The sequence below is a fragment of the Mucilaginibacter lutimaris genome (genome assembly GCF_042676625.1).
Lineage (GTDB): Bacteria > Bacteroidota > Bacteroidia > Sphingobacteriales > Sphingobacteriaceae > Mucilaginibacter > Mucilaginibacter lutimaris.
This window is the reverse complement of record NZ_JBHTIA010000009.1, coordinates 256,983-283,015: the sequence shown is the minus strand read 5'-3', so window position 1 is coordinate 283,015 and position 26,033 is coordinate 256,983. Positions and strand designations below refer to the sequence as shown.

At 43.2% G+C, this 26,033-nt stretch carries 20 protein-coding genes; 8 read left to right on the top strand and 12 right to left on the bottom strand.

The annotated features are described in order from the left end of the window. Nucleotides 1-5 precede the first annotated feature (5 nt). From ACFQZI_RS13890 to ACFQZI_RS13845, 10 genes are all read right to left on the bottom strand, one after another. A complete protein-coding gene (locus ACFQZI_RS13890; protein ID WP_377143410.1) occupies nucleotides 6-869 on the bottom strand; it encodes a DMT family transporter in 864 nt (287 codons plus the stop codon). A 24-nt stretch (nucleotides 870-893) separates the two neighbouring features. Further along, a complete protein-coding gene (locus tag ACFQZI_RS13885; protein ID WP_377143408.1) occupies nucleotides 894-1,988 on the bottom strand; it encodes an AI-2E family transporter in 1,095 nt (364 codons plus the stop codon). A gap of 126 nt (nucleotides 1,989-2,114) precedes the next feature. Next, nucleotides 2,115-2,357 (bottom strand): hypothetical protein, encoded by a 243-nt coding sequence (locus ACFQZI_RS13880; RefSeq protein ID WP_377143407.1) that lies wholly within the window; start codon nucleotides 2,355-2,357, stop codon nucleotides 2,115-2,117. 248 nt (nucleotides 2,358-2,605) lie between these two features. After that, nucleotides 2,606-3,526, bottom strand: coding sequence for a sugar transferase (locus ACFQZI_RS13875; protein ID WP_377143405.1), 921 nt, complete (start codon nucleotides 3,524-3,526; stop codon nucleotides 2,606-2,608). 21 nt (nucleotides 3,527-3,547) lie between these two features. Further along, nucleotides 3,548-4,318, bottom strand: a complete 771-nt coding sequence (locus tag ACFQZI_RS13870; RefSeq protein ID WP_377143403.1) for a class I SAM-dependent methyltransferase — start codon at nucleotides 4,316-4,318, stop codon at nucleotides 3,548-3,550. 8 nt (nucleotides 4,319-4,326) lie between these two features. After that, nucleotides 4,327-7,863 carry a gliding motility-associated C-terminal domain-containing protein gene (locus tag ACFQZI_RS13865; RefSeq protein WP_377143401.1) on the bottom strand — a complete coding sequence of 1,179 codons (3,537 nt, stop codon included), beginning with the start codon at nucleotides 7,861-7,863 and terminating at the stop codon, nucleotides 4,327-4,329. Between the two features lie 3 nt (nucleotides 7,864-7,866). After that, nucleotides 7,867-8,520: an FkbM family methyltransferase gene (locus ACFQZI_RS13860; protein WP_377143399.1), complete on the bottom strand. Its 654-nt coding sequence runs from the start codon at nucleotides 8,518-8,520 to the stop codon at nucleotides 7,867-7,869. Continuing rightward, complete coding sequence (locus tag ACFQZI_RS13855) at nucleotides 8,517-9,836, bottom strand: flippase (protein ID WP_377143397.1); 1,320 nt, start codon at nucleotides 9,834-9,836, stop codon at nucleotides 8,517-8,519. The genes ACFQZI_RS13860 and ACFQZI_RS13855 overlap by 4 nt, the downstream gene beginning before the upstream one ends. A gap of 110 nt (nucleotides 9,837-9,946) precedes the next feature. Further along, nucleotides 9,947-11,758 (bottom strand): translational GTPase TypA, encoded by a 1,812-nt coding sequence (typA, locus tag ACFQZI_RS13850; RefSeq protein ID WP_377143395.1) that lies wholly within the window; start codon nucleotides 11,756-11,758, stop codon nucleotides 9,947-9,949. 158 nt (nucleotides 11,759-11,916) lie between these two features. Beyond that, on the bottom strand, nucleotides 11,917-12,729 hold the full coding sequence (locus tag ACFQZI_RS13845) for an alpha/beta hydrolase (RefSeq protein ID WP_377143393.1): 813 nt from the start codon (nucleotides 12,727-12,729) through the stop codon (nucleotides 11,917-11,919). A gap of 251 nt (nucleotides 12,730-12,980) precedes the next feature. Here ACFQZI_RS13845 and ACFQZI_RS13840 point away from each other — a divergent pair, with 251 nt between their 5' ends. From ACFQZI_RS13840 to ACFQZI_RS13810, 7 genes are all read left to right on the top strand, one after another. Continuing rightward, nucleotides 12,981-13,688, top strand: coding sequence for an alpha/beta fold hydrolase (locus tag ACFQZI_RS13840; RefSeq protein WP_377143391.1), 708 nt, complete (start codon nucleotides 12,981-12,983; stop codon nucleotides 13,686-13,688). Nucleotides 13,689-13,760: 72 nt separating this feature from the next. Next, nucleotides 13,761-14,834 (top strand): ATP-grasp domain-containing protein, encoded by a 1,074-nt coding sequence (locus ACFQZI_RS13835; RefSeq protein WP_377143389.1) that lies wholly within the window; start codon nucleotides 13,761-13,763, stop codon nucleotides 14,832-14,834. Nucleotides 14,835-14,983: 149 nt separating this feature from the next. Further along, nucleotides 14,984-16,081: a carboxylate-amine ligase gene (locus tag ACFQZI_RS13830; protein ID WP_377143387.1), complete on the top strand. Its 1,098-nt coding sequence runs from the start codon at nucleotides 14,984-14,986 to the stop codon at nucleotides 16,079-16,081. 127 nt (nucleotides 16,082-16,208) lie between these two features. Next, a complete protein-coding gene (locus tag ACFQZI_RS13825; RefSeq protein WP_377143385.1) occupies nucleotides 16,209-17,042 on the top strand; it encodes a type 1 glutamine amidotransferase in 834 nt (277 codons plus the stop codon). A 148-nt stretch (nucleotides 17,043-17,190) separates the two neighbouring features. Then, entirely contained in the window at nucleotides 17,191-18,387 is a 1,197-nt protein-coding gene (locus tag ACFQZI_RS13820; RefSeq protein WP_377143383.1) for a hypothetical protein, read from the top strand. A 56-nt stretch (nucleotides 18,388-18,443) separates the two neighbouring features. Beyond that, nucleotides 18,444-18,605 carry a FeoB-associated Cys-rich membrane protein gene (locus tag ACFQZI_RS13815; RefSeq protein WP_377143381.1) on the top strand — a complete coding sequence of 54 codons (162 nt, stop codon included), beginning with the start codon at nucleotides 18,444-18,446 and terminating at the stop codon, nucleotides 18,603-18,605. Nucleotides 18,606-18,660: 55 nt separating this feature from the next. Continuing rightward, nucleotides 18,661-22,047: a glycosyltransferase gene (locus ACFQZI_RS13810; protein WP_377143379.1), complete on the top strand. Its 3,387-nt coding sequence runs from the start codon at nucleotides 18,661-18,663 to the stop codon at nucleotides 22,045-22,047. Nucleotides 22,048-22,152: 105 nt separating this feature from the next. On the opposite strand, the gene ispF is transcribed toward ACFQZI_RS13810, so the two are convergent. Continuing rightward, complete coding sequence (gene ispF, locus ACFQZI_RS13805; RefSeq protein WP_377143377.1) at nucleotides 22,153-22,635, bottom strand: 2-C-methyl-D-erythritol 2,4-cyclodiphosphate synthase; 483 nt, start codon at nucleotides 22,633-22,635, stop codon at nucleotides 22,153-22,155. Continuing rightward, nucleotides 22,635-23,810 carry a type IX secretion system outer membrane channel protein PorV gene (gene porV / locus ACFQZI_RS13800; protein ID WP_377143374.1) on the bottom strand — a complete coding sequence of 392 codons (1,176 nt, stop codon included), beginning with the start codon at nucleotides 23,808-23,810 and terminating at the stop codon, nucleotides 22,635-22,637. Before porV ends, ispF begins: the two co-directional genes overlap by 1 nt. 234 nt (nucleotides 23,811-24,044) lie before the next feature. Between porV and ACFQZI_RS13795 the strand changes: the two genes are divergently transcribed. Further along, nucleotides 24,045-25,691 carry an SUMF1/EgtB/PvdO family nonheme iron enzyme gene (locus ACFQZI_RS13795; RefSeq protein WP_377143372.1) on the top strand — a complete coding sequence of 549 codons (1,647 nt, stop codon included), beginning with the start codon at nucleotides 24,045-24,047 and terminating at the stop codon, nucleotides 25,689-25,691. Nucleotides 25,692-26,033 lie beyond the last annotated feature (342 nt).

The following is a 26,033-nucleotide window of genomic DNA, read 5'->3' as shown; positions in this document are numbered from 1 at the left end:
GTTAATTAAGTTTTGCTTCTTTTTGATAGTACTAATCCACCAATAACCATTGCTGTGCCTGCAATAGCATATATGGTAATTTTCTCGCCCAATAACAAATAACTATATAAATAGCCGAATACCGGTGTTAGGTATAACCAACCTGCTGCTTTTACAGGATCGGTCTTTACAAGGTAAAGCCAAAGCTGGTTGGCTATAAATGATAACACCACTATCATCCAGGCTAATGACAGAAACAGGTTTGCATCTACATGTTTTATATTAGCTTGAGAAAATACCCAGCAGAAAGGCAGTAATATAATCCCGCCAATAAAAACTTGCCACACATTAAAAACGATGTTTGACATGGAAAGCTTAAGTGTAGAAAAATAGATACTGCTTATTGCATATGAGGTAATATATAGTAATAATAATATAATACCCAAAACGCTGATATGAGCATCGGCCATTCCCGTAGCTGAGGCAAGCACCAGACCCGAAAAAGCTATCAACATACCAGTCACCTCCATGCCGGTTAATCTTCTATTTAAGAACAGGGCCGAAAATAAAGCAATTATAAGAGGTGCAACCGCCAGGAATAACATTCCTATACCTGCCGATACAAATTTTTGCGCGGCAAAAAAGGAACCTAAAGTAAGGGTTGTATTTAAAAGCCCGTAAACTAAAATATTTTTCCACTCGGTACCTTTAGGCCAAAAACGGTATTTACGCTGTAACAGCAACAGGGGGGCAAAAATTAATCCTGTACATATAAAACGAATGCACGCCAGTAACAATGCATCGGCAGACAGGATACCAAATTTAACTACTACTGAACCAGATGCCCATAAAACGGCGAATAGCAGCCCCGGTAAAATATTCTTATACAAAGTTTATAATGTTGTAAAGCTATATTATTTGTTCTTTTTAAAAATCCGGGTAATAAAATTTCCCTCCTCACCTTTTTTCTCTTTAGGCGGGCCAATTAGAAAGGCGTAGTCGTGCAGGGGTTCGAAGTGGTCGCAAACTATTTTAAACATACCTAACAGCGGTACAGCCAATATCATTCCCGGTATGCCCCATACAGCTTCGCCTACTACAATAATAAGAATTGTAAACAGCGGGTTAATATTTAGTCTGTCGCCTACCACTAATGGCTCCAGCAAATAGGTTTGTATGAGCTGTACCAACCCATAAGTTATCAGTACGCCTACTACAACCTTTGTGTCACCACTTTGTGCCAGTGCCATTAAAACGGTTATGGATGTGCCCGTGATGTTACCCGCAAAAGGCACCAACTCTAATACTCCGCATAGTATCGCAAAAAATATTGCGTTATTTACACCTGCTATAGTAAAGCCTATACCGTACATCACCCAAAGCATTACTATCATCAAACCCAATCCGCCTAAATAGCTTTGTGTTACTTTACTTGCATCGTCCAACACCACTTCTGTTTCTTTACGGCTGTCGGGTTTAAATAACCGCAGTATAAATTTCTTAAAATGCGACCGGTAAAAAATGAACAGGAAGGTGTAGACCAACACCAATATAGCATCAACTAAGATCCCGGCAAAAGAGCCTATAAGTGTGGTTACCATACCTGCTGCCTGCCCCATGGTACTCCCCTGCTGTTCTTTAATTATTTTTTGCTGTTCGCGGTGCGAGATACCAAAATGCTGCTTTACATATTCTTTTAAACCTGCAATAATATTATTTACACGCTCCTCAATCTTAGTCAGGTCATCTAACAGGTCGCTTAGTTGGTATTGTAAAAGTGTAATTACGCCCCCAATTACCACAAGCAAAGCAACCACGCTCAATATAGATGACAGGCTGTTGCCTACGCCCTTGCCTTGCAGCCAGTGGCATATAGGTAACAACAGCATAGACAGCACCATACCAAAGGTAAGCGGTATAAGCACAGCTTTGGCAAAGTACAATATGCCAAACACGAGTACAAAAAGTAAAAGAATACGCAGGGTTTGATTGAGGTAGCTTATATTCATTAAGATTGATCAAAGTTGGTAATTGCTAATAAAAAACAATGGGCGTAGGGTTTTATCAGCGATGTCAACATTAACAGATAATTGATCGCTACACCCCGCGCCCATTGTAAAATTCTACGGGCTTGTTTAACCCAATATACGCTTCTTAATGTAATCAACAGCAGAATCGGCCAGATCGTTACCACCTGTTTGCACTAAACAACCATCTTCTTGTATAGTTAGTTCGGCTTCGATGTTATTGTCGATACGGACCATAAGTTTATTTTGGATCTTTTCTACGTGGCATGCTACTTCCCGGCCCGAATAATGTATTTCAAATTCGTATTTGCCATCTTTATCTGCCGGGGTGGTGTCTTTTTCTTCAATCATGGTTTAGTTCTTTTATATATTGGTTATAACACCAAAGACCTTACCAATGTTTCATAAACAAAAAAAGAGAAAACTTTAGGGGCTTTCTCTTTTGTGTTTTTACTGACCTCATTATATCATAAAGAACAATTGGTTGGGTAGGATATATAATAATTAACCAAATATAATATCTATATATTTAGTAGACAATATTAAAATGATATATTTTTACTAACAACCGTAATAAAATTTGGCCAAATGTTAATAAACTACTTTTTGCGGGGAAGCATTTTAAGTGTTAACTGTTTGGCAAAACGTAAACCGCGTTGCAAAATGTTCCCTTTCCGATTTTTTAGGAAGTATTTAATAGCTTCGTAAGTATATTTATTTTCAGTCAATACTTCCGGAAAATATTTAACAGGCTGCTGTGCTACCTGTACGCCATACATGCTTTCAATATTAGAGTGTACGCCGGTACCATCGTGCCCGATGTTGTGAATGAGTGACTGACCGGGGTTAAGCGTAAGCCCTCCATTCAGAAAAACCGATGCATACCAACGGATAGCCCACGAGTTGTTTTTACGGGCTTTAAAATCCTGCATCTGTTTCCAAAAATTCATGGTACCCTCTATGGAAAACTGGTTTATTTTTTCATCATCAAAAGCCTCAATTAACGTATCTATATTGGCTTCAAACTTTTGCCAGGCACTTGCCCAGGTTGCCCACCCCCAGCTAAAAGCCGCGCGAAAAAAGAAAGTTTCGGGCAGGGCCGCATCATGCAGGGGGAACATATAGGCACTAATATGCATCACCTTTTCTTCATGTTCAAAATGCTGCAAGGCATCGTTAAAATACTGTAGGGTGTAGGGCGATGATACCAGATCATCCTCAAATACAATTACATTACCATATTGGCTTACCAGTTGCGTAACCCCGGCTATAATAGAATTAGCCAGTCCCATGTTTTGCTCCCGGGTTATAACTTTTACTGATTTAAAGCCTGTTGCCTCGGATGCTATCAGCCTAACTTCGTCTACAGCCGCTTTATCGGCGCCTGTTTTAGCCCCGTCAGAAAAGATGAAAAGATCAGACTCGGCCGCCAGTATATTTTTTTGCAAATAGCTTAACGTTTGGCCTGTATGGTAGGGCCTGTTATATACAAATAAGGCTATAGGTGCGGGTGAGGTCAATTAGTGATTTTATTATAATGCTTAAAAGATATCGGCTTGCTTATCCGTTTTTGTGCACAATACCGTATAGGCATTCGCAAGCCTCTCTCTGAATGTATTGCTCAACTCAACCAATGTGTTTTTTACGGCAAATTGTGCAAGTATTTTAAACCTGTTAAAAAGCGTGTCAGGTTTTTTTTGGTTGATAAAAGTATTGAAACGGGTAAGCTCCGGGACTATAATAGAGGTAAGGCCTTTTCTGATCTCAAAACCTTCGGTTTGCAGCAAATATCTAAGCGATGTTGGTGTGTACATATTAATATGACCATAGGCCATAAAATGATTTATGCGCTTATCGACATTGTTTTTATAATCTATAGGCACCTCTATCACAAAATTTTTAGCTACACGCTTAATCTCACGAAGCAGGAGGCGCTCATGTTCTACGTGCTCTAACACATGCGATAATATGATGAGATCGAAACTATCGTCGCCAAACGGTAACTTGTACCCATCAAATTCCTGCACCGATACAACCTTCTTAATATTACGCGATCTGATATGTTGTACACCACTCTCAGAGATCTCGACGGCATGAAACTCGGGCGCGAAATTATAATCAGATAATTTTTGCAAAATGCTGCCATCGCCCGCGCCAACCTCCAATACTTTTTCAAAAGATTGGCCCTTGCAAACATCAATAATATGATATGCCTTGTACTTGGCACCAAGCATACGCCAGGCCTCGTCATGGGTTTTGTAAAACTCGTCGTACGCTTCTTTTACGTTGTCGCTTGTCTGGAGCTTTTGCATATGCAATATTAATAAATAACCGTTATCCAACCTGCTTTTTTGTATTTAACATCTTTCAATAAAATGATATAGTAGTACACAGCAGCGGGCAGCTTTTCACCGTTATATGTCGCGTCCCATCTTTTGGGGTATCCTACCGAATTAAACACCTGGCGGCCTATCCTGTCAAAAATTTGTACGGTTACATTCTTATAATCATCAATATTCTTAATTACCCATTCATCATTTATACCATCATTATTAGGTGTTATGGTATTAGGAATTTTCAAATCATTGTTTACAATAACTTTTACGGTTGCCGTGGCACTGCAATTGGCCCCGTTAAACGCAGTAAGTGTATAAATGGTCGTTTGTATTGGCGATGCAATAGGGTTTAAAATATTCGGATCGCTTAGGCCGGTTGCCGGAGACCATTGATATGGAAAATTACCGCCCAAAACACTACCGGCAAGAGTAATACTTTCGCCCCTGTCTATTGTAACTTCGGCACCGGTAGACACAAGCGGCTTACTTGTACTATGTACGGTTACAAAAGACTCTGACAACTGGTTACAGCCGCCTTCAGTAATACTCCATTTAAGTTCAACATCGGTATCAACAGGTAAGCCATTTATAATTGCATGCGGGTTGTTTATATTAGAGGTATTAAAAGGGTTGTAGCCCGCGGGGCTAATTACCGACCATGTACCTACTTCATTGGGTTTGGGCGCGTTAGCAGCAAGTGTTAACTGTGTTAAACCACATACTGATTGAGCATTACCGGCATCTGCAACTGTAGCAGGGCCTACATAATCTACTTTAACGCTGTTACTCACCTCGTCGCAACTGTTAGATCTCGCAACCCTGGTATAATACATGCTGCTTGTGCTGATAAAATTAAACTGATAGTCCTTTTGGGTAGCGTTGTTGATATTTTGCCACAGTACATTATCAGTACTGTAACGCCACTGGTAGGTTATATTACCGGAACCACCCGTTGGAATATTTCCGGATAAGGTAACGATGTTTGAACCTGCAGCGCAAACAGATTGCCTGTCGGCAGTAATTTGGTTATTAGATACAGGCGGTTCAAAATATACATCTGTATAGCTATCATAAATGGCTATAGCGTTATTTATAACCCGTCGCCTGTAGCTTCTTACAACTGTGTTAGCCGTTGCCGTGTTATTATATCCGGCCACATAATCATTATTGGTTGCACCTGTACCGATATCCTGCCATATACCGCCCTGGTATACTTGCCACTGAAAAACTCCTGCCACGTTATTGCCGGGCAGCAAAATATTAAAGGTTGATGATTGGCAGGCATGCAGGTTTGACACTACAGCGTTTATTATGGTAACCTTGTAATCCACAAAGGCACAAGCATCCGTTAAGCGGTAAGTAACTGTTCCGGTAAAATCCTGTTCTACACCCGAAACCGGGCTTAATATACCATTACTTGTTGCAATAAGAGGTGTAAGATGCGCCTTATTCGTTTTTGGCGATATAGTTAAAGTTATGGTACGATTGGCCTGATTAATAATAGCAGGGCCATCCTGGCCGGGTACATTAAAATCAGTTATAGTGCTATTAATACCATTCGTGATAAATACTGAAGCACTGCTTGTTTTATCGCAAGATGCTTTAGAGATGGTCCAGGTGAAATCGAATTGAGAGTTTAACGGCATCCCGGTAATATGCGCGTTTGGATCGTGTATGTTTGTTGGTGTAAAAGGATTATAACCCGAAGCTGAAACTACCGACCAGGTACCCATCTCGTCTGCTGCAGGTGTATTGCCCGTTAATGTATACGAAGTAACATTACATAGCGTAACCGGTGGTCCAACAGATGCTGGGCCAAGGCCGGGAATATAATCGATGGTGACAACATTGCTATAAGCACGGCACGCGCCCGTAACGGACGCTCTCCTGAACCAGGTTTTTGTATTTATTTGCTCCTGCAAAAACCAATTTTCGCTTGTTATATTAACATAATCCTGAAAGTTTACACCATCGGTACTTCGTTGCCATGTATAGGTGGTAGCTGGCGTGTAACCTATTGGCCTGTTACCGGTAAACATATATAACACCACACCGGTACCACAGGCAACCTGCTTATCAACCGAAATAATATTTTGGTCTGTTGATGGCGCTACTGTTAGCTGATAATAAGAATCGTAAGTAGTAATACCTGCTTGAGTAATTGCCCGCCTGTAAGTAATAATAGTATTTGCCCCTGTTAAATTGGCCTGGGCAGTTGTCGTATAATTAACCTGATCAATTGCTCCCGCTGCATTAACCCAAACACCCGCCGACATCATTTGCCAGGTGTAATTATCAGCCGGAGTTGGGAGTATATCACCCGTTAACGATACCACATCTCCGGGGCAGGCACCTATATTTGTTACTTTATTATCTAAGCTCACGGTAACCTTATAGGTTACTTGCGTACAGCCGTTTGATACTATATAGTCTACCGGGCTGTTAAAATTAACCAATGTGCCGGAAACGGGGGTTACTGTTGCCCCCGCTGTAGTAGTAACTGTTGGGCGTAAGGCAAATCTGTCGGTACCCGGGGGTACCGTTAATGCTATTGTTTTATTATTATGGTCAATAACCGCCGGGCCATTTTGTTCGGGAATAGTAAAAGACGCTATACCCGGAATCGCCCCTCCGCCTAAAACTACTTTTTTAGATGCGCTGGTAACACAGCCGCTTGCATTTGTTACCGTTACTACATAAGTTCCGCTTTGATGAAATGTGTTTGTTGCCTGGTTTGGTGTGTCGCCGCCATCCCATTTATACGTAACGCCGCCCGTTGCCGTAACTGTAGCACCACTACATGTGTTAGAGCCATCAGTAATATTTATGGCAAATGGCTGTGGCCTTATTCCCCATGTAAGATTTGTATAGTTTTCGGGCGTGCTTGATTGTATGTTTACGCAGGTAAAATCGCCCGGGAACATAATGATTGCATAACCTTCGGTACCTGTTAAACTGGTGCTATTGTTATAAACCATGTGCCCACCGTCATAAAGTACTACATACGGCACCGAAAAACTCAGCCTGGCACTCAAACCCTGCGAATTGCCTAAAGATGATAAGAGCAAAACCGGATTAGTAACTTTTTTTGAAAAACACATATCGGTTGACCCGTTTGCGCCGGCCGTCCATTCGGTTTTGGGAACAGTGGAATTTGGAATTGTTGATGGATAGCCGTTGAAGTTTGAAAAAGTATAAATGGAAGGTGTAGTGCCAAAATTATAGTTTGCCGACATGGTGATGCCTATCTGGCTGCCGTCAGTATCCGTTATAGTACCTGTTAAGCTTGATACATTAGATTGCGATGGCCATGTTGCCCAGTTAATATCGTAACAACTGGTGGCAAGAACCCGCCCGAAAATATTTGCGTTGGGAACTATTTTTTTAAGCGGCTTAAAGGTAGATGAATCTGCTGGTAACGCACTTTTATTTACTGTTAACGGTATTGTATAAGCAAAACTATTTAGCTTAGCCAACAATAAAATAAAGGTAAGTAATATGGCAAGCCGTTTAATCAGCATAATTTATATGCCTAAGCAATTATCGGGCTTATAAAATACTGAGGTTGATTTACGATAAAATAAGCCCGGCGAAATACCACTTAATAGTAAATGCCTAAATCCTTGGTTAACTAAAAAATCTACCCCTTCTTTATAAACATCCCGTTCCGAATCATCAAGCACTACTACACCGTTTAGGGTTAACGCTTCTACGGCCTGCTTGCAGCAGTTTACCCGGTCGCGGCCATCTACAATAACTATATCAAATTTTTTATTCAGTTTAACCGGCATACGGCAGTAATCACCGTCGCGTACCAGTTCGCAAAATATAAGCTCTGAGTTCTTAGGTTTATCAGGAGATTTTTCAATCTTATCAAACCATGCCTTATCGTGCTCAACCGATACTACTTTACCGGCGTATTTGGCATAGAAGTAGGTGGAATTGCCCGAGCCAAATTCAAATACGCTGTGTTCCTCAGTAAGTCTTGTTTTTATAAAATCGATAAACGAGTAAGTAACCCAAGGTATAGGGTTTCCACCCTGATCAACGGGCGACCTTGTATCAAAAGCCTTGAACCATCCAATATCATCCAGGTAGCCTTTTTTGTCAAAAGAGAGCAATGCACGCAGATGCGATGGATTGGTTAATACTTTTATGAGAGATGAAAATGTACTCAACGTTTTATAATTTTTTGAAACAGTGAAATTAAAAATAATGATTTAAACATCATTACACCTTGCTTGCTTAGCTTTGGAATAAAAATGATAAAAAATGTGGAGGATGCATAAGCTATTAAGGTAGCTACAGCAGTACCCATAATACCCATTTTAGGAATAAGCAACAAGTTGAAAGCAATATTTACTATGGCACCAAAACCTGTGCGGATAAAGCTAAGCCTTACATAATCTTCAGCTATTAATTGCTGCCCGCTGGCAACCCCCAAAAATACAAATACCCCCGACCATATATGAACGGCAAGTACCGGCGCCGCATAAGCGTATTCGGGCTTAAATAATTTATAAATAAGCGGTGCCGCGAAACTTATTACGATAGCCGCAGGAAGGCTAATATAAACCATCAGATCATATAAATTTTGAAGGCGGCGTTTGTACCGTGCAACATCATCGCGCCTGGCATTTAAAATAGCCGGGAAAAGTGTGCTTACAATTACCGAAGGTATAAAGTACCACGCTTCGCTAAACCGCACCACAGTTGCATATGCACCCGCTTCAGAAGCATTACGCATGTTTTGCAGCATTATCTGATCTATACGCATATAAACAGAGACCATTACCCCCGAAATAATTAGCGGCCAGGAATATGATACCAGTTTACGGGCCAAATGACCGTTATATTGCCATTGCCTCAGGCTACGGCCTTTACGTTGATAGGTAATAATATACCCTATGGAAAGCAGCACCCAATCTAACAGAAACGCGTAAACAAACCATATAATAGATGCATGGTATACATAAATAAGCAGCAATTTAATAACTGCAGATACCAGGTAAGATGTAACCTGCACCTGCATAATGTATTTTGATTGTACCTGGGATTGAAAGTACGGATCGATAATATTAAAGGATTGTATAATGCCCGTAAACGAAAGTATCAGCACAAATAAATAGGGTGTACTTTTTGCCGGATAAGCCTGGTAAGCTAAAAAAATAAGCGGAAGTGCCAACAGCCCCGCGCATAGTTTCAGCCTGAAAGATGTACCCAATATGGTGTCGCGGTTCTCGGGGTGCTGGTGTAATTCCTTTACAACATATTGATCTAACCCTAATGAGGTTATCGCCTGGAAAAAGTAAACGTAAGTGATTGCCCCGTTAAGTATCCCAAATAGCTTAAGGTGCAGGTAATTGGCTATCTGGATATTCACCAACATCGTAATTACCAGGCTGCCCACCTTACCAACAAAGGCCATACCCGTGTTTTTAAAATACTTTTCTAAAGCCTGCTTTTCAAATCCGGGGATGCTGGGTATACGCATAATTTGTTTGCAAATATATTCTTTTGATTGATGATGTTGGTAATTACACATAACCAAAAAGGGCCGTCATTACTGACAGCCCTTTCATTATAACGGTTTTCCTTAACCGATTACTGGCTTTGAAATTTCTTAGCGTTAATTTTGCGTTCGTTCTCGTTAAGGAAGATCTTACGGATGCGGATGCTTTGCGGGGTTACCTCAATGTATTCATCAGCTTGTATGTACTCCATCGACTCCTCTAACGAAAATTTGATAGCAGGTGCAATACGCACGTTGGTATCGCTACCAGATGCACGCATGTTGGTTAACTGCTTACCTTTAGTTAAATTAATAACCAAATCGTTATCGCGGATGTGCTCGCCTAAAACCTGGCCTTCGTAAATATCAACACCCGGATCGATAAAGAAACGACCGCGATCCTGTAATTTATCAATAGCAAATGCGGTAGTTTTACCGGTATCCATAGATACCAACACACCACTTAAACGACCAGGGATCACGCCTTTCCAAGGCTCATAAGCCTTAAAACGGTGCGCCATGATAGCCTCACCACCTGTAGCGGTTAAAACGTTGTTACGTAAACCGATGATGCCACGTGCAGGGATATCAAATTCTAAGTGCTGTAGATCGCCTTTAGGCTCCATTACCAGCAGGTCGCCTTTGCGTTGTGTAACTAACTCAATAACTTTACCTGCAACATCGCCCGGTACGTCAACAATTAATGTTTCAACCGGCTCGCATTTAACGCCGTCAATTTCTTTAACAATTACCTGCGGCTGGCCTACCTGTAACTCGTAACCTTCGCGGCGCATGGTCTCGATCAATACTGACAAGTGAAGGATACCACGACCATACACCAGGTATGAATCAGGCGACTCGGTCTCAACAACACGTAGTGCAAGGTTTTTCTCCATCTCTTTCATCAAACGATCGCGCAGGTGGCGTGAGGTAACAAACTTACCCTCTTTACCAAAAAACGGCGAAGTGTTGATGGTGAACAGCATGTTCATGGTAGGCTCGTCAATTTTGATGACCTCTAATTGCTCAGGGTTTTCGAAATCGGCAATGGTATCGCCAATGTCAAAACCATCAATACCAACAACCGCGCAAATATCACCGGCATTAACCGATGTCGCTTTCACTTTACCTAAACCTTCGAAAGTGTATAGCTCTTTTATACGGGTCTTTTGGATAGTGCCATCACGTTTCACTAACGATACAGGTTGGTTTTCCTTTACAGTACCGCGGGCAACGCGGCCAATAGCTATACGGCCTACGAAAGATGAGTAATCTAACGAAGTGATCTGCATTTGCAGTGTCCCTTCATTGATAGGTGCCGGTGGAATGTTTTCCAAAATAGCATCCATCAACGGGAAAATATTGTCCGTTGGTTGTTTATAGTCGGTGCTCATCCAACCTTGTTTTGATGAACCGTAGATAACCGGGAAATCCAGCTGCTCTTCGGTAGCTTCAAGGTTGAAGAAAAGTTCGAAAATCTGTTCGTAAACTTCTTCGGGGCGGCAGTTCTCTTTATCTACCTTGTTTACAACCACAATTGGTTTTAAGCCTAAAGCCAAAGCCTTTTGGGTTACGAAACGGGTTTGAGGCATGGCACCTTCAAACGCGTCGCAAAGTAAAAGTACGCCATCAGCCATTTTCAATACACGCTCTACCTCGCCACCAAAATCGGCGTGACCAGGGGTGTCAATAATGTTGATCTTAACATCTTTATACATTACCGAAACGTTTTTTGATACGATGGTAATACCACGCTCACGTTCCAGGTCGTTGTTATCTAATATTAGTTCACCAGTTTGCTCGTTATCTCTAAAGATAGAGCAACTGTGTAAAATTTTGTCAACCAATGTGGTTTTACCGTGGTCAACGTGTGCGATAATCGCGATATTTCTTATTTTTTGCATAAAATGCGGCCTCTAAATTTGGCGCAAAGATACGCTTTACAAATGGCATTTGAAAGCCCATACAGTATTTTACAATTGATTGATTATTACTTAATTGTTAGGTAACAATGTTCTTGGGCAATAGCGTATAGAATAGAGAAACAAGTGTACCATCACTTCTACTTCCCAAACGCCCATTGCAGAAACTTAGGCATGGCTTTGCCCCAGGTTTCAGGGTCATGAGTACCGCCTAAAACTTCAAGGTATTGGATATCGGCAGGGCGCTCGTAGCCTTTGGCAAGCAGTTCTTTTATTACGTCAATGGTATCGTCGATAGAATCAATAATGCCGTTCTTGTTGCGGTCGGCGGTTTCATCTTTGGTGCCGGTTTGCAGCCAAAATTTAAGTTCGGGTTTGCCGGCGGTGTTTTTCAGCATGGTATGCATCAGGCGGTCGTCATTCGTGTAACCTTTGGCAAGGTCTTTTCCCCTCCACCAGAACGATGCCGAGAACGCGCCCACCTTATCAAACAATTGCGGGTTGTTCCAGGCAATATCCATTGCGGTTAGCCCGCCGAGCGAAAAGCCCGCGAAGGCGGTAGTTTCAAAATTATCTATACCAGTATGCTCGTGAATAAATGGCAATAATTCCGTAACAATGAATTTGGTATACATGCCGGCTTTGGCACCGCGCTTTTTAAAGTCGGGCTTGCCGGCAATGCCGTATTCCTGTATGCGGTCGTCCCCGGCGTGGATGGCCACGGTTAGCAATGGTTTTATGCAGTTGCGTTCGTAAAGGTTCTCCAGCGTGTCAACCATTTTCAGGTTCTCCAGTTCCTGGCCGTCATTCAGTAAAAGTAAGTTAAGGGGCTCTGCTATGGCACCATCTTCGGGCATAAGCAATGTGCAGGTAACATCACGTTCAAGTATTTTAGATGCTATAGTTATTTCCTGCTGTGCTATTTTCATTTCAAAATCTGTACTGTAGTACATAGTAGTAAAAATTATTAAGGGCAAAGTAACGCCGCACCTAAACGGCGCAGCCCTCATGAAATAATCCTCTCCAAAGCAGAGGACTATGAATACCTCTTTAAGAACCCTTTCCTTTGGAGAGGGTAGGGTGAGGCCCTTTAAGGGCGCAAAAATACCGTTATAGTTTTAAAAATTGCCTAAAACATAATTATTTGGCACGGTGTTGACATTTACACACAATCCTGTTAACTTACCATCTTAAAATCAATATTTTGACTGAGCAATATCATCGCTGGCACTCACCAAACTTAAATCTCGACCTTGAAATGCTGGTGTTTGGCGACCGTGGTTTCCCGGTCATTCTTTTCCCTACAACCAAAGGCCGGTATCATCAAAATAAAGATTTTGGTTTAATTGACTGTGTTAAGTGGTTTGTAGACGAAGGCCTGGTTAAGATCTATTGCCCCGACACTATCGACGACCTTAGCTGGTACAACAAGGGCATCCATCCAGCCGACCGCGCCCGCAACTACTCATGGTACGATAAAATGCTGGTAGAAGAACTTGCCCCCTGGGCCATGCACGAAACCGGCGTAAACAAAGTAGCCGTTGCGGGCTGTAGCTTTGGCGGGTACCATGCGGCAAACTTCGCGTTTAAGCACCCCGAAATGGTGTCGCACCTGTTTACAATGGGCGGCGCCTTCGATATTAAAATGTTTACAGATGGTTTTTATAACGACGATATATTTTACAACAATCCGGTAGATTTTTTACCCGGCAGTAACAAGCCCGAGCTTTGGCAGATGAATATTATACTGGGTACGTCAGAGCATGATATGTGCAAGGATTACAACATCCGCATGTCCAACATCCTGAACGAGAAAAACATGAACCATTGGCTGGACATACGCCCATTCGCCAAACACGATTGGCCAATATGGAAGGAAATGTTCCCCCATTATTTGAGCACGATAAAATAGAATCAAGAAGTAAAGAGTCAGGAATCAAGACATAAAAAAAAGACATCACCAACTATACTATAAAACATCACCATGAAAAAAATAGGCATTTTATTTGGACAGGAAAATTCATTCCCCCAGGCATTTGTAGACAGGATAAACGAGAAGGCAGAAAAAAATATCTCCGCCGAATTTGTGCGCATCGATAAAATGATGCAGGGCGAGCCGCTGGGCTACTCGGTAATTGTCGATCGTATTTCGCAGGATGTACCGTTTTACCGTGCATCGCTTAAAAACGCGGCCATCACCGGTACCTCGGTAATCAATAACCCCTTTTGGTGGAGTGCCGATGAAAAGTTTTTTAACAACGCACTTGCCGTAAAGCTTGGCGTGCCGGTACCTAAAACAGTGTTGCTGCCATCAAAAGATCACCCGGATAGCACTACCGACCGCTCTTTCCGTAACCTGGCATTCCCGCTGGATTGGGACGCCATTTTTGATTATGTAGGTTTCCCTGCGTATATGAAACCGTTTGATGGTGGCGGCTGGCGCGATGTTTACAAAATTAGCGACAAGGAAGACCTTTGGGAAAAATTCGCCCAAACAGGTAAGTTGGTCATGCTGCTGCAGGAAGAAATTATTTTTGACGATTACTTCCGCTGTTACTGTATTGGTGGTAAACATGTACGCATTATGCAGTACGAGCCACGTAACCCGCACCACCTGCGTTATGAGCATGGCAAAGCCCCGGCATCTAAAAAAATGCTCGATACCATTACCAAGTACGTTTTGCAGCTAAACCAATACCTCGGCTACGATTTTAACACGGTTGAGTTTGCCGTACGCGATGGTATACCATACGCTATCGATTTTTGCAACCCTGCCCCCGATGCCGAAGTTACCAGCGTAGGGCAGGACAACTTTGAGTGGGTGGTAGAAACCGCAGCGAGCTACGCCATTGAACGCGCCAAAGCACAAAAAGACAACCGCGATAATCTTACCTGGGGCGAATTTGTTAAAACCGGCGCAGCAGGTAAATCACTCATCGCGGCAGCTAAACCCGCCAAAGCAGATGTTAGCGCAGGCAAGGTAGACCACGCCATAACCGACGAAGCAAAACCAAAAAAGAAACCAGCTACACCGAAGAAAGCGGCGGCGAAAAAGTAGTGTTCACTCACCCACTGCCCCCTCTCTGCTTCGCAAAGAGGGGATTAACAGTTGCAGCTCACCCTCTTTGCGAAGCAGAGAGGGTCGACCAGCGAAGTCGGGGTGAGTAAATTCAGAGAAGAATAGTACAACAAAACCCCTAACCAATTATGAACGAGTTCACCTTAGGTGTTGAAGAAGAATTTATGGTGATTGACCCCGTGACCAGGGAACTTCAATCGCATGAGCAAAAAATAGTGGATAGCGCGCAAAAGATCCACGAGGACCAGGTAAAGGCAGAGATGCACCAGGCTGTTGTGGAGGTCGGCACCCACATTTGCCGTAATACCGAAGAAGCGCGTAAAGAAGTGGGCAAGTTGCGCACCACAGTAGCCCAACTGGCCGGCGATATTGGCCTGCGTATTGGCGCTGCAGGAACGCACCCGTTTTCGCACTGGCAACACCAGTTAATAACCGACCATCCAAGGTACTTTGATATTGTAGATGAGTTGCAGGAAGCGGCGCGCTCTAATCTTATTTTTGGGCTGCATGTGCATGTAGGCATTCAAAGCCGTGACATGGCTATCCATATCGCCAACCAGGCCCGTTACTTTTTACCGCACGTCTATGCGCTATCTACCAACTCACCGTTTTGGGAAGGGCGAAACACAGGCTATAAATCGTTCCGAACCAAGGTGTTCGATAAGTTCCCGAGGACGGGGATCCCGGATTATTTCGACAGTATTGAAGATTACGACCGATATATTAAGCTGCTGGTTAAAACCAATTGTATTGACAATGCCAAAAAGATCTGGTGGGACCTTCGTGTTCATCCATTCTTCGAAACCATCGAATTTCGCGTGTGCGATTGCCCGATGCTGATAGATGAGACCATGGTTTTTGTAGCCCTCTTCCAGTGCATTTGCGCCAAGTTGTACAAACTTCGCCAAAGCAACATGAAGTTTATTACCTACAACCGGGCATTAATTAACGAGAATAAATGGCGCGCCGCCCGTTACGGTATAGATGGTAAAATGATAGATTTTGGTAAAGAGCTTGAAGTAAATACCCGCGCGTTGATATTGGAGTTACTTGACTTTATAGACGACGTGGTGGACGACCTTGGCTGCCGCGACGACCTGCAATATGTGCACAAAATATTGGAGAACGGCACAGGCGCCGACAGACAACTGGCCATTTACCAGCAAAATAATAACTTTGCCGATGTGGTGGACTACATTACATCGCAAACTTTAAAAGGGATATAAAAGCCTCTCCCTACCCTCTCCAAAGGAGAGGGTTCAAAAGAAAGCTTTTAAAGTCCTCTTCTTTGGAGAGGATTATTTCATGAGGGCTGCGCCGTTTAGGTGAGGCTAACGATAACATAAAAAAGAAATGAACACAGATAAACCGGGAGTGAGAGTGGCCATATTAGACCTTTACGAGGGTGTGGCTAACGAGGGAATGCGTGGTTTCCGGGATATACTGGAGCGTTACAAGGCGCAGCATAATCTTGCGCTCACTTATCAAATATTTGATGTGCGGCTTAAAGGCCAGGTGCCCGATACCAGCTTCGACCTGTACATTTCAAGCGGCGGGCCGGGCAGTCCGCTGGATAGCGAGGGCACCGAGTGGGAGAAAAAATATTTCCGCCTGATAGATAAACTGGAAGCGCATAACAAACAGGAGGGCACGCAAAAAAAGCATGTTTTCTTCGTTTGCCACTCGTTCCAGTTGATGTGCCGCAAATATGGCCTTGGCGATATTACTTTGAGGCGTTCGCCATCATTTGGCGTACTGCCGGTGCATTTAACCGGGGCAGGGCGTAACGACCATATTTTTGAAGGCCTTAACGATCCGTTTTACACAGTAGATTCGCGCAGCTGGCAGGTAACTAACCCCGATATGGATCGCATCGAAAAATTGGGGATGAAGATACTGGCGCTGGAAAAAGAGCGCCCTTACGTCGACCTGCCACGGGCACTAATGGCTATCCGCTTTAACGAATACTTCTTCGCAACTCAATTTCACCCGGAGGCGGATGCTCACGGCATGAGTGTGATGCTGCAACGTGAGGATAAAAAAGAACTTGTAATAAGCGAACACGGCGAAACCAAGTACCGCGAAATGCTGGAACGCCTGGAAGACCCCGATAAAATTGTGCACACACAAAATACCATCATCCCTAATTTTTTGGATGAAGCTGTGTTGGGATACCAACACGCGTAGTTGCTACTCACCCCTGCCCCTCTCTGCGTCGCAAAGAGGGGTGTGATTTTTTGTTACCCTCTTTGCGACGCAGAGAGGGTCGGCCAGCGCAGCGAAGCCGGGGTGAGTAAAATGAGTGATATATATGGTTACAATAAAGTTTACTATCATGAACCCATCAGCCAGAGAAACATTCAACCAAAACTTCACAGAAGAGAAGTATGCTGATTTTTTGGTAGACCTGAATACGGGCCTTAAAAATCCGATAGAGTTTCGCATTGCGGAAACGCCTGTTTTTCTAATGGATGACCTTAGAGATAAGCTTTTAGAGGCTGGCGAGGAAATAATAGCAACCATCCTGAAACCCAATTTTAAAGAATTAAGCGAACGTGCCATCCCTGATAAATGGCGGGTGGCAAACGAGAATGGTCACCCTCATTTTATAGCCCTAGATTTTGGCATTTGTAAAGATGATGCGGGTAACATCGTACCCAAACTGATAGAAATGCAGGGTTTCCCTTCTTTATACGGTTTCCAGGTACATCTGGCAGAAAATTACAGGCACTCTTTTAACATCCCTGGCAACCAAACCATATTTTTTAATGGCCTAACTAAAAGCAGTTACCTTGATCTGTTACGCAAAACGATCATAGGCCCTTACGAGCCTGATGAAGTAGTGCTGATGGATGTTGATGCCCCCAACCAAAAAACATCTGTCGATTTTTATATTACAGAAGGCTACATTGGCACACCCGTGGTTTCGCTTGCCGACCTCATACAGGAAGGCGACCAGCTATTTTACAAAACCGTTTCGGGCGAAAAGAAACGCATCCGCAGAATTTATAACCGCTTGATATTTGATGAGTTAGAAAAAGACCCGGAGATTTTTAATAAGGTTGTTGATATACGGCAACCACTTGATGTGGAATGGATAACCCATCCTAACTGGTTTTACCGCATAAGCAAATTCACTATGCCTTTTTTGCAGGGCGCTTATATTCCCAAAACACAATTCTTACATGAGGTAAAGCAAATACCCGAAGACCTGCAGAATTACGTTTTAAAACCGCTGTTCTCATTTGCGGGGCAAGGTGTCATTATCGATATTATGGACGGCGATATCGAAAAGATACAAGACCCCGAGAACTGGATATTACAGGAAAAAGTTACTTACCACCCAGTTGTAGAATCGCCTGATGGTGGGGTAAAGGTTGAGATCCGCCTGCTTTATTTATGGCCCGATGGCGATGCCAAACCAACCCTTGCTGTGAACCTTGCCCGGCTAAGCCGGGGCAAAATGATTGGGGTAAGGTATAACAAAGATTTTAACTGGGTTGGCGGCACGGTAGCCTTTATGCACAAATAAACTTTATACTTTTTTTGCAGTCTGTGCGTATATAAATAAAGTATTAATTTTGTGACATGAACATACAGGCAATTATTATCATCGTATTATTTATTGCAGCAGTTTTTTATGTAGGCCGTTTACTGTATAAAAACTTGTTCTCTAAGAAAAGCTGCGGCAGTAATTGTAAATGCGGGGTCAATTTTTCGAACATTGACACCTCTAAGCAATTGAAATAATTGTGCTGTAATAACCGTAGCTTTATCATTTACATTATAGTTTTAAATCCCCTTCATGTCTACTAATAAGCAGATATTTCAGGCCGATAACCCCGGCAGGTGGAACCGTTTTAAATGGCTTAGCCGCCTCATATTAGTTATCTTAATTGTTGGCGCAATTGCAGCGGTTATAACTATTACCTCCAGAGAGTATCCTACCCTTCCTAATCTCGACCCTGCGCCAAAAAAGATCTCTAAAGAAGATATGAATGCGCTTAAGAAATCGAAAAAATACAAGGATTTTAAGATCGAAAAAACAGAGATCGAATCGCTTGCCAGGGCGCGCAGGTTACATCAGCTTAAACACCCCAATAACGACAATCGTATAAACGCCGGTTTTTATAAGTCATGGGAGCCGCAGGCATACAATTCGTTAACCCAGTATATCAACCGTTTGGATATGGTTGTTACCGAAGGGTTTTCTTTTTCAAAAAATGCCGATACCCTCAAAGTAAATATAGATACGGGGCTTATCAACCTCAATAAAAGATACAAAAAGCAGGTTTTGGTTACGTTATCTAACTATGTTAATATAGATAACGTTAGCGGCGAATATGATAGCAAAGATGTTGAACGCATCTTTAAAAGCAAAAAGCTACGAACCGCCTTTATCAATAGCATGGTAGCTAAGCTTAAGCACTTCAATTTTAATGGTGTAAACGTTGATATTGATGATATTAAAAACCGGAATTCAAAAGACTACATTGCCTTTCAAAACGACCTTTACCGTATTTTTAAAGCCAACGATTTACTTACCACGCAAAACGTTATTCCTAACGATGAAGAGTATGATCTGAAACGCTTACAACATGTAAACGATTTTTTGTTTGTAATGGCTATAGATCAGCACTCGGATGGAAGCAACGCCGGCGATGTATCTAACCAGCATTGGGTAGAAGAAATTTTAGACCAGGTTTGTACCATTATCCCGAGCGAAAAAGTTATCCTTACTATTGCGGGAGGCGGATTTGACTGGCCGGAAAACAGCATTGGCACCCCGGTTGGTTATGCCGGGGCCATAAGTACCGCCCAGCAAAAAAAGAGTACCATTACTTACGACCCTTTATCGGCTAACCTGCATTATAATTATTTAGGTACCGATGGCCTTAACCACATTGTATATTTTACCGATGCGGCTACCAACTTCAACATCATCCGCATGGCGGACGACTGGGCTACGGGCGGTGTTGCCTTATGGCGTTTAGGCGGAGAAGACCCACGCCTGTGGACATTCTTCCAAAAAAACCTATCCATCGATTCGCTGAAAAAGACCGGTGTTGATATTAAACGGCTTACCACAGTTGGTTTAAATAACAAAATAGATTACGCAGGCGAAGGCGGCGAGGTTTTAGACCTGGTTACAGTACCTAAAACAGGAAAAATAGATGTAAACCTCGACACCTCCAGCTACACCATTACCAATCAAAAATACATAGAACTGCCAACAAAGTATGTTATCCGCAGGTATGGTTACAAAAAAGGCAAGGTTGTTTTAACATTCGATGATGGCCCCGACCCGGATTTTACGCCGCGAATTTTAGATATCCTTAAAAAAGAAAAAGTACCAGCCTCATTCTTTGTGGTTGGCTCTATGGTGGAGAAGAATATCCCCCTATTGAAACGCATTTATGATGAGGGCTACGAGATTGGTAACCATACCTACCTGCATCCTGATATTTCAACCATCAGCATAGAGCGTGTAAACCTCGAACTTAATGCTACCCGCAAGCTCATTGAATCGGTTACCGGGCGTAGTACTATATTGTTTCGCCCGCCTTTTAATGCCGATGCCGAACCGCAGACCCTTGCAGAGGTTATCCCCGTGGCCGAAAGCCGCAGGCAGAGTTACATTACCATCGGCGAGTCTATAGATCCATGGGATTGGCAACCGGGAGTAACTGCCGATAGTATCATTGCCCGCACCATACGCCAAAAGGATAACGGCAGCATGATACTATTGCATGATGCGGGCGGCGATACACGCGAAGAAACCGTAAAAGCACTACCCGCCATTATCCATTTCTTTAAAAAGAACGGATATGAGTTTACCACCATTGCCGATATTTTGGGTAAGAGCAAGGACGACCTGATGCCGATGCCAACAAGCGACGATAAAACATTCTGGGGCCGATTTTACGATGTAGTTGTAGTAGGCTTTTTTATTGGCAACAGGTTTTTATTTTACCTGTTTCTGTCGGCCATATTCCTGGCCATGGGGCGCATAATCCTGATAGGCATACTGGCGTCAAGGCAATTTGCCATGAATAAAAAGATAGATCAGGCGCCGCACCCACAACCGCCGGTAAGTATTATTGTCCCTGCCTATAACGAAGAAATTACCGCTATCCGCACCATAGATAGCTTGTTAAAAACCGAGTATCCCAACTTTAACATTATTTTTGTGGATGATGGGTCTAAGGATAATACCTTTAAAGTGGTTTCTGAAGCTTATGCAAATAACCCACTGGTAAAGGTATTTACCAAGCCAAACGGTGGTAAGGCATCGGCCCTAAACTTTGGTATTACGCATGCCGAAAGCGATTACGTGGTATGTATTGATGCCGATACACAACTTAAAACTGATGCTATTTTCCACCTGATGGCCTATTTTACAGATGAGGAAATCGGCGCGGTTGCAGGTACGGTTAAAGTTGGTAACGAAACCAATATTATTACCAAATGGCAGTCGATAGAATACATTACGGCCCAAAACATGGACCGCCGCGCGTTTGATATTATCAATAGCATAACGGTTGTTCCGGGGGCTATTGGCGCGTTCCGTAAATCGGCTATATTCAGGGCCGGCGGCTTTACTTATGATACACTGGCTGAGGATTGCGACCTTACCATGCGCATCCTTAAACAGGGCTACGTTATAAAAAACTGTGCCGAAGCAATTGCCTATACCGAAGCGCCCGAAACCCTGAGCATGCTGCTTAAACAGCGCTTCCGCTGGAGCTTTGGAGTTATACAAAGTTTCTGGAAAAACCGCGACGCGCTCTTCAATAAAAAATTCAGCTACTTTGGTATGGTGGGTATGCCCAACATCCTTATCTTCCAGATCATATTGCCATTATTTTCGCCCCTGGCGGATCTTATTATGATACTTGGCCTGTTTGGTAGCCACCCCGAGAAGATGCTGGTATTTTACGTGGCTTTCCTGCTGGTAGACTTTGCCGTAGGCGTAATAGCTTTCAGGATGGAGAAGGAAAAGTATTACAAACTGATCTACCTGATACCGCAACGTTTTATATGGCGACAGCTGATGTACTACATCCTTTTCAAATCTATCCGCAAAGCCCTAAAAGGCGAGTTAAATACCTGGGGAGTGCTTAAACGCACAGGTAATGTAAAGTTGAAGAAAAGCGAACTGGCAGGGGATATTAATGAACCACCGGTATAAAATTTTGTCATTTCGAACGAGGTACGAGGAGAAATCTTGTTAGATAAGTAAATTTTCCACAAGCAACAAGATTCTCTCTATTGTTAGAAATGACTGGGTTATTAATTATACCTTCTCTATCAAACAAACCGCGTATGCAACCACACCCTCTTCTCGGCCTATAAAGCCAAGCTGCTCGTTGGTGGTGGCTTTTATAGAGATGTCTTCTATATCTATCCCGGCGGCTTTGGCAATATTGGCCTGCATAGCAGGGATGTGCGGGTTTATCTTTGGTGCTTCGAGGCAAACCATGGCGTCAATATTACTTATCTGCCAGTTCTTTTCGGCAAGCAGGGCAATTACATGCTGTAATAATACCAGGCTGCTGATGCCTTTCCACCGGTCGTCCTTATTAGAAAAATGGAAGCCAATATCGCGCAGGTTGGCGGCGCCTAAAAGGGCATCGCAAATAGCGTGGAGCATCACGTCGGCATCAGAATGGCCAAAAGCGCCGCTGGTATGTTGGAGGTTTATGCCACCCAAAACAAATGGATGGTTTTGCTTTAGCTGATGTACATCAAAACCAAAGCCTACTTTAATTTTAGCCATTATTTTTTAGAAACATTTTTAACCCCGCCAAAACTGGCAGATAGGGTAAAGCGGAGCGTATTTGCCAACGGGCTGTTTTGCTGGCTTGCTATAAGGTACGAAAAATCAAATTTGAACACATCGTATTTTAAACCGAAACCGGTAGTGGCGTAATGCCTGCCGCCCTTATCGGGGTTTTCGTAAAAGTAACCGGCGCGTATGGCGAATATATCGTTATACAAATACTCTACACCCGGCGAAAAGCTAAGCTCTTTTAATTCCTCGCTAAAGCCCCCCGGTGCATCCCCAAACGAACGGAAGATCCCCGCAGGCACCGATACGTTATCGTCGCTGCCTTTTATGATATTACCGCTTGCATCGCGCAGGGGCGGCGTAGGCACCAAAAGCTTATTAACATCAAATGCTACGGTAAATTTGCTTAATTCATCCAACTGCCAGGTGTTGGCTACACCCAACTTTAAGTTGGCCGGTAAAAAATAGCTTGGCCCGGTGCTGGTATAGCTGATCTTGTTACCAATGTTTGAGATATGCGCACCAAACGCGAAGTTTGAACCATCGCCGTAAGGCTTATTGTAAAACATGGATACCCCTGCCGATACCGCGTTACCGGCCTTATTTTGCTGGCCCGAGCCGGTTACAAATGCGCCATTACTAAAATTAGAATATATGTAACGCAACGTTAAGCCTAACGAAAGGTTTGCGCCAAACTTACGGGCAAAAGATGCGTCAATAGAAAATTCGCTGGGTTTATAAACACCCTGGTCGGTTTGGTTGGCATCAATCAGTTGTATAGACCCCAGGTTGAAGTAACGTAACGACGCGCCAAAGGTGTTGCGTTCATCAATTTTATGGGCATAAGCCAGGTAGGCCAAATTAACATCGGGCACTAAATGCCTTAGCCATGGGCTGTATGATAATGATATGTCGTTGTCGTTTTCTAAAAAAGCCAGTTTGGCCGGGTTCCAGTAGTTGGCATTAACATCCGGCGATATGGCTACCCCTGCATCGCCCATTGCACCCGAGCGTGAATCGGGCGATATATTTAAGAACGGTACAGCAGTTGGTATAGCATTGGTGCCGCTTCCGTTGGTAGTAGTACTGCTTTGCGCCACCGCAAACACCGGCAAAGCAAGCAAAATATATACAGTAAGGTTTTTAGTACTCAAAAACTTCATTGGGTGCAATTTAGTTTTATTATTTAAAAATAATAAAAATTACCACGGTTATTATCCATGCTATATTATAGTTAATACTATTACAGCACCATTAATACAAATTATTGTAACTCCGTTAATAATTAATACGTTTAAATAAGCCTGTAGGTTCATACTTATTGTAAACACCTATAAATAACACATTTTTTATAACACAATTTTTTTAAATTTACCTCCAAATATATTTTGCAAAATATGAAAGTACTTACTAATACTGCTTTAGTGATGTTGGGGTTAGTTGTTATGCTTAGCAGCTGCAGTAAAAAACAGCAATCGCAAAAAACAGGTTTAAGTTACAACGACAGGACAAACGGCGGCTACTTAAGATACCGCCAAAGCCACCCTACCCCCGGGCCTGGCCTTGTGCCTATTGAGGGCGGTACCTTTGTTTTAGGCGGTAGCGCCGATCAGGATGTTACTTACGAATACAATAATGTTCGCCGCAGGGTAACTGTTCCGTCTTTTTACATGGATGAAACCGAAGTATCTAACCAGGATTGGCTGGATTACCTGCACTGGATAAATATTACCTTCCCTAACGATAACGAGCTTTATTACAATGCACTGCCTGACACTTTAGTATGGCGTAGCCCGCTTTCATACAATGATGTTTATGTAGATAATTACCTGCGCCACCCGGCCTTTCAGGATTACCCGGTTGTTGGTGTAACCTGGGAGCAGGCACAGGAATACTGCGTGTGGCGTACCGACCGTACCAACGAAAACATTTTGCGCGAACGTGGTAACCTGGTTACCTGGAAAGATCAGGCAAAAAGCCAGGGAGGTGCCGCGGGCGCTAATTCCGGCCAGCCATTTAACACTGATATTTATTTGAACGGACAGATAAGGGGCCAGGGTGTAGATGGTAAAAAAATGTTAAAAGACTTAAACCCTAATGCACAGGGCGGAACCGGCAAAAACGCCGCGCGCAGGCCGGTACGTTTAGAGGATGGTATCCTTAAACAAGGTTACCGTTTACCTTCAGAAGCGGAGTGGGAATACGCTGCTTTAGCGCTTGCAGGTAACACACAGTTCGAAAACATAAATGATGGCCGCGTTTACCCATGGGATGGCCTTGGCGTACGCTCTCCAAACCGCAAAACACGTGGTTTAATTTTAGCCAACTTTAAACGTGGTGCCGGCGATAACGCAGGTGTTGGTGGTGGCTTAAATGATAAAGCGATAATTACAGCTCCGGTACGCTCTTACCAGCCAAACGATTTTGGTTTATATAATATGGCCGGTAACGTAAACGAGTGGGTTGCCGATACCTACCGCCAAACTTCGTTTGAAGAGATGGACGACCTGAACCCGTTCCGTGGTAACGAGTTTACCAACAAACGTCTTGCCGACCCTACAAAAGGTTTATACGCGAAAGACAAATACGGCCGCCCTATTAAAGACCCTGCAACTTCAAACAAAAAATTGAAGTATGCTGATATGATAGCGCAGCAACAGGCACAGGCCGCGGCCATTACTAATCCTGCAGGTACAACACCTGCAAACAGTGCAGCACCGGGTGCAACAACAGCCGCTGTTAAGGACCCACTGGCAGGCAAAGCCTATACGCCAGATTACCGCGACTTTAATGACACTGTAAACACAGCGCTATACGGGACCACAACACTGGTAAATAACCACTCTAAAGTTTATAAAGGTGGCTCATGGAACGACCTGTCATACTGGATGAACCCTGCAACCCGCCGCTTTGCCGACCAGGAAAGCGCGAGCGCCGATATCGGCTTCCGTTGCGCCATGACCATGGTAGGTGCCCCGGAGATAAACCCACAGGGCAAACCTCACTTGCCTGTTAAAAAGGCAAAAAATTACAAAGCCAGATAATATCTGATCTTAAACCACAAAAAAAGCCGCTTCTTTTTCAGGAGCGGCTTTTTTTGTGCAGTACCCGCTAATCTTACCCGGGTTGGTAGGCTTGAACCAGCTATAACATTTATTCTTAACCTTATGGTGTCGCAACGATGTCACCATTTGATTGACCAAACATCTGATTATTAATCTGTTCATGATTTATGGTGCACATGTGCAAACGTGAACGTGAACATTTTACGCCTAAAATGGGCATAATTGCAGGTCTTTAAGAGGCATACATCGATTTTGACAGAAAACACTCCCTAACGTGTTAATATTCAGCTAAATGTTAACAAATAAATTACCGGTAATTAA